The organism is Microcystis sp. M_QC_C_20170808_M9Col, assembly GCF_007095495.1.
Classification (GTDB): Bacteria; Cyanobacteriota; Cyanobacteriia; order Cyanobacteriales; family Microcystaceae; genus Microcystis; species Microcystis aeruginosa.
Genome location: NZ_SFBZ01000224.1, coordinates 1 through 3445 on the forward strand (window position 1 = coordinate 1; position 3445 = coordinate 3445).

General features: G+C 45.8%; 4 protein-coding genes. 2 read left to right on the forward strand and 2 right to left on the reverse strand.

Annotated elements, in window-relative coordinates; all coding sequences use genetic code 11:
* Positions 1-450 precede the first annotated feature (450 nt).
* Together EWV68_RS13130 and bioF are read left to right on the forward strand one after the other, a co-directional pair.
* A complete protein-coding gene (locus EWV68_RS13130; protein WP_012266749.1) occupies positions 451-810 on the forward strand; it encodes a DUF6464 family protein in 360 nt (119 codons plus the stop codon).
* A 168-nt stretch (positions 811-978) separates the two neighbouring features.
* Positions 979-2136 carry an 8-amino-7-oxononanoate synthase gene (gene bioF, locus EWV68_RS13135; protein WP_061433413.1) on the forward strand — a complete coding sequence of 386 codons (1158 nt, stop codon included), beginning with the start codon at positions 979-981 and terminating at the stop codon, positions 2134-2136.
* A 155-nt stretch (positions 2137-2291) separates the two neighbouring features.
* Here bioF and EWV68_RS13140 read toward each other — a convergent pair whose 3' ends face one another.
* Both EWV68_RS13140 and EWV68_RS13145 read right to left on the reverse strand, forming a co-directional pair.
* Entirely contained in the window at positions 2292-2699 is a 408-nt protein-coding gene (locus EWV68_RS13140) for a PIN domain-containing protein (protein WP_061433412.1), read from the reverse strand.
* Entirely contained in the window at positions 2686-2928 is a 243-nt protein-coding gene (locus EWV68_RS13145) for an antitoxin family protein (protein WP_002763431.1), read from the reverse strand. Before EWV68_RS13145 ends, EWV68_RS13140 begins: the two co-directional genes overlap by 14 nt.
* Positions 2929-3445: the final 517 nt, after the last annotated feature.

Genomic DNA, 3445 nt, shown 5'->3' on the forward strand with positions numbered 1-3445 from the left:
AACCTGTTTGTGCCTTAAGTCCTTCCCTGTATGGATTTCAGCTACTTTTGAGCGTAGGCGCTCTCATCGAATTTTATTTTAAGTTAATTATTTGCATAACAATTCCCGAAGAGCCGAATGAATAATAATTAGTTAAATAGTCTATTTACAGACTTTATGCCATTTAGTCCTTATTTTTGCCGTTTTTGAACCCTGAAAAATTAATTATGCAAGAGATTTAAAGTAAATTCTCGGAAAAATCCTGCGGTTTATCTTCCACTTTAATCGGGAAATTGGCAATTCTAGGATATTTGTCTCTTGTCTTTTTTCTCCCCCCGTCTCGGAGTCTTCTGTCTGGGGGTCTCCTCACCTAAGGTCAGATTTTTGATTTTTGCAGGAGATATAATTATTAATCGACTCGGAGATCTAAGCTACCATTGAGCAAAGGTAGCCCAGAATACAGGGATAATCATGGAGCAAGATTCATTAACAACGGAGGTTATTCTGACCCATCCGCGGCAAAGTTTGGGAGAGATACAGTTGGATTGGATGCCACAACCGGGTAATTATTTGGCCTTAAAAGGACAAACCTATGCGGTTTTGGAACGTCACCACCAGTATCAATACAAGATTGGTGGCTATTGTTTACGCAAAATATCCCTTTATGTACAAACTGCTCCCACTCCTAACGAAAAAAGTTTGATTGAAGGACGTTGGGTGATGGGGGATGCTAGTTGTCGTTTTAACGCCAGATCTGAACTGTTGCGCTGTGCGATTAACCCCCCAGGTCCCTGTCAAGATTGTCGTTTTTACGAAGCTATTAACCCTTAAAAGAGCCTTTTTCGGCAATAATCTGGCTATTTTCCCCAGCTAAGCTAAGACGCATTTAAACCGCTTACTCTTAGATTAGCCGAACCGCCCCCAATCCCTTTACTGTTGCCTTTTGCCTCTTGCCTCTTGCCTCGTCTCAACAAGCAATTTAAATTAAGACAATCGCCCATGAATCATCCTTATTCTTGGATCGAGGACAGCTTAAAAACCCTCCATCGGGCCAATTGGTATCGAAGGGTTAAAACCATTCAAGGCCGGGGCGGAGCCGTTATAGAATTAGAGGGTCGATCGCTGCTCAATTTTGCCAGTAATGATTATCTGGGATTAGCAGCCGATGAAAGAATGATCGCGGCAGCCATAGCAGCGACACAACGCTATGGAACCGGAAGCACCGGCTCGCGTCTATTAAGTGGACACCGAGATCTTCATCGAGACTTAGAATTAGCGATCGCATCTTTTAAAAATAGCGAAGACGCGATCGTTTTTAGTTCGGGATATTTAGCCAATTTGGGGACAATTACCTGTTTAGTGGGGCAGAAAGACCTGATTTTAGGCGATCAATACAATCACTCTAGCCTCAAAAATGGAGCCAAGTTAAGCGGTGCCACGGTGAAAGAATACCGGCACAATAGTCTCGAAGATTTAGAAAATCAGCTATTAGCCCACCGTCATCACTATCGTCATTGTTTACTGCTCACTGATACAGTGTTTAGTATGGATGGGGATATCTGTCCCCTAGCGGCAATTCTCGCTCTAGCCGAGATTTATAATTGTATGGTTTTGGTGGATGAGGCCCACGCTACCGGGGTTATGGGGGAAAATGGCACAGGTTGCGTGGAATATTGTGGTTGTCAGGGACGGGAATTAATTCAGATGGGAACCCTGAGTAAAGCTTTGGGCAGTTTAGGGGGATATGTGACAGGAAGTGCCAAAATTATCGATTTTATCCGCAATCGCGCCGCTACTTGGATTTATACTACCGGTTTATCCCCCGCCGACACCGCCGCCGCTAGAATGGCTCTAGAGATTATTCGTCTGGAACCGGAACGTCGCCAACGCCTACACCAAAATATTAATTTTGTCAAGAGTAAATTAAATAATCTTAATATATTGCCTTCAGAAGCGGCGATTTTATGTTTACCGGTAGCCAATCCGGGTCAAGCCCTAGAATTATCGCAAAAACTGCTAGAAAAAGGGATTTTTGCCCCCGCAATTCGTCCTCCTACCGTTCCCACCAGTCGTCTGCGGTTGACTGCCATGGCCACCCATAGCCTCGCCCATCTAGAGGTTCTTGTCCAGTCTATTGGCGAGTCTTTCCCCACATAGGGAAAAAGTTTTTTCTGGGAGCAGGGAGCAGGGTGTGGGGAAGTGGGGTTTGGGGAAGTGGGGAACGGTAAAGTGCAGCGGCGGCAGACAACCTTAGCATCACCACTGGGAGCTCCCGACCGTCCGCTCCAGCGCCTTGTTATGCTGCGGCGGGTTTAGGGACTCTTGAAAGGATTGACAATTTTCAGCCCATCAATGTCTGAATACCCAAAGTCTTCTGTATAGAGAGTTTCGACGTTTGCTTCCAAACAAGCAGCAACCACCATCGAATCCCAATGAGACAAACTAAAACGCCTGATCAAGTCCTCAGCACGATTAATCACAGCCCAAGTTGGCAAAGCTGTGTACCAAACCTGTTGCAAATCTCGAATGTACTGATAGGCTTGCGCTCTGTCATACCCAAATGGCTCAAGTTTGCGGCTTGCCGCTAAATATTCGCAGGCAACCTGCCAAATTAAAACCCCCTCTGTCAGATTAGCTACTAGAGAAGCTGCGATTGCCTGCTTACCGGGATCACGCGAATCATTGACGTAAATTAAAACATTTGTGTCAACGGCGTTCATGCAACATATCTCTCGTAAACTGGGGAGCATTAGAGGGAATGGGGTTTTGTTGCATTCGCTCAACAAGCAGCCTTAAAAAATTCTGCCTAGCCGCAATATCGGTAATCTTTGGGGGAATAATTTGAGGTGATTTTACAAAAAGCTCCACCTCAGTGCCTTCAGGTAAATCGTAAGCTGTTTGAAGGATGAACGTACCACTATGATAAATCGCTTTCAAGGCTTGGGGCATGGGGAAATCTCTATCACAAGAATTAGGGGTGATTTAGTTAGCTGCTTACAGTCTAGCCTACAGGATTGCCCCTCTATTTTAACCAAAGCTAACATTCCTCAACTTGGCCCACCAGAGCGGCATCGCACTTTAACCCACAACTTCAATCAATGTGCATGGTGCGTTCCCCAAAAATCGATCAGTGGAGCAGTGGGAGCCACATTAGGGAACGCACCCTACAGCGATTGCGTACTGCTACGCAGTGCCTTCGGCATCGCACTACCTCCGCCAAAAGATGAAGCGGCATAACGGTAAAGTGCAGCGGCGGCAGATACCCTCGAACTCAACACAAGCGGCTTTCGCCCGTCCGCTGCCACGCAGTGTTAGCTGGCTGGCAAGAGCAACCAACCTAGTGGGATTTAAACGCTAAATAAAGATAAAATCGAGTATAATCGTTATAGAATAAGCACTTTACGTTGAAAGATCAGCGATGAAAGAGACAACCCCAGCCGCGATGCCCCCATGCTTTGACCGATGG

What these genes read in the sequence shown, in the direction of transcription:
- EWV68_RS13130 (WP_012266749.1), top strand. Translation starts at nt 451, where the DNA reads ATGGAGCAAGATTCATTAACAACGGAGGTTATTCTGACCCATCCGCGG.
- bioF (WP_061433413.1), top strand. Translation starts at nt 979, where the DNA reads ATGAATCATCCTTATTCTTGGATCGAGGACAGCTTAAAAACCCTCCAT.
- EWV68_RS13140 (WP_061433412.1), bottom strand. Translation starts at nt 2,699, where the DNA reads ATGAACGCCGTTGACACAAATGTTTTAATTTACGTCAATGATTCGCGT.
- EWV68_RS13145 (WP_002763431.1), bottom strand. Translation starts at nt 2,928, where the DNA reads ATGCCCCAAGCCTTGAAAGCGATTTATCATAGTGGTACGTTCATCCTT.